Here is a 1,835-nt window from a genome sequence, read left to right as displayed (position 1 = left end):
AGGCGGTCAGGCACACGCCGCAGCCCAGGCAGTCATAGGGAGAGACCTGCATCCGGAAGAAGTAGCTGGGGGCGTCCTTGCCCAGGCCCTTGGCGGGCACGGTCTCAAAGGACGCGGGCACCTGGGCCTTCTCCTCCTCGGCCAGCAGCACGGGCCGGATGGCGGCGTGGGGGCAGCACATGGCGCAGCGGTTGCACTGGATGCAGCTCTCCGCGTTCCACTTGGGCACCTTGGTTGCCACGCCCCGCTTGGAGAAAGCGGAGGTCCCGTTTTCCCAGGTGCCGTCCAGCACGCCGTGCTTCTGGAACACAGACACAGGCAGCTTGTCGCCCTGCTGCCGGTCCATGGGCAGCACGATGTCACGGACAAAGGCAGAGGCGTTCTTGGGCTCGGCCATGGGAGTGTCAGGCGCGTCCGCCCAGGAGGCGGGGATCTCCACCTTCACAGCGGCGCTGATGCCCAGATCCACGGCCTTGTCGTTCAGATCCACAATCTTCTGGCCGGCCTTCTTGAAATAGGAGTTGTAGTTGTTCTTCTTCATGTCCTCCACGGCCATATCCAGGGGGATGACCTTGGTCAGGGCAAAGAAGGCAGCCTGAAGGATGTTGTTGGTCCGCTTCTCGCCAAGGCCCACCTGCACCGCCAGCTTGGCGGCGTCGATGATGTAGAAGTTGGCGTGCTTCCGGGCCAGGTCCCGCTTCATCTTGCCGGGCAGGCGGGTCTCCAGCTCCTCCGCGCTCCAGGGGCAGTTCAGCAGGAAGATGCCGCCGTCCTTCAGATCCTCGGTGGTGTCGTACTTGTTGACATAGGTGGGGGCATGGACCGCCACAAAGTCCGCGGAGGACACCAGATAGGTGGAGCGGATAGGCTCGTCACCGAAGCGCAGATGGCTCTGGGTCAGGCCGCCGGACTTCATGGAGTCATAGGAGAAATACGCCTGTGCGTACTTGTTGGCCACCAGACCAATGGTGGAGATGGCGTTCTTGTTGGCGCCCACCGTGCCGTCGCCGCCCAGGCCCCAGATCTTGCAGGAGACCTCGCCGGGATGGGGCAGCTCCACCTCCTTGTAGTCCAGAGAGGTGTGGGTCACGTCGTCGTTGATGCCGATGGTGAAGCTGTTCTTGGGATTCTCCAGCTTCAGATTGTCATACACGGCGATGAACTGGCCCGGGGTGGTGTCCTTGGAGCTGAGACCGTACCGGCCGCCCACCACACGGATGTCGCCCCGGCCCGCCTGGTTCAGAGCGGTGACCACGTCCAGATACACGGGCTCGCCCACGGAGCCGGTCTCCTTGGACCGGTCCAGCACGGCGATCTTCTTCACCGTGGCGGGGATGGCCGCTGCGAAGTGCTTCACGGAGAAGGGCCGGTACAGGTGGATCTGCACCATGCCCACCTTGCGGCCCTTGGCGTTCAGGTAGTCCACGGTTTCCTTCACGGCCTCGCTGGCGGAGCACATCACCACGATGACCTCCTCCGCGTCAGGCGCGCCGTAGTAGTTGAACAGCTTGTAGTCCCGACCGGTGAGCTTGTTAATCTCGTCCATGTAATGCTGGACTGTGTCGGGGATGGCGGCGGCCTTGACGTTGGCGCCCTCCTTGCACTGGAAGTACACGTCGGGGTTCACGTTGTTGCCCCGGTTGGTGGGGTGCTCCGGGTTCAGGGCGTGGCGGCGGAACTCCTGCAGGGCCTCCTGGTCTACCAGAGGACGCAGGTCCTCATAGTCCAGCGCCTCGATCCGCTGCATCTCATGAGAGGTGCGGAAGCCATCGAAGCAGTGCATGAAGGCGTACTTGCCGCTGATGGCGGACAGGTGGGCCACCGCGCCCAGGTCC

1 protein-coding gene is annotated in these 1,835 nt (G+C 63.5%); it reads right to left on the bottom strand.

The genetic code is table 11. From position 1 onward, the window contains the following. On the bottom strand, nucleotides 1-1,835 hold a 1,835-nt coding region (locus tag HMPREF1546_RS08705; protein ID WP_021751864.1), incomplete at both ends, for a 2-oxoacid:acceptor oxidoreductase family protein.

The sequence above is a fragment of the Oscillibacter sp. KLE 1745 genome (genome assembly GCF_000469445.2).
Lineage (GTDB): Bacteria > Bacillota > Clostridia > Oscillospirales > Oscillospiraceae > Oscillibacter > Oscillibacter welbionis.
Note: the sequence above shows the minus strand (reverse complement) of the source record. Positions and strands in the feature narration are given on the sequence as shown.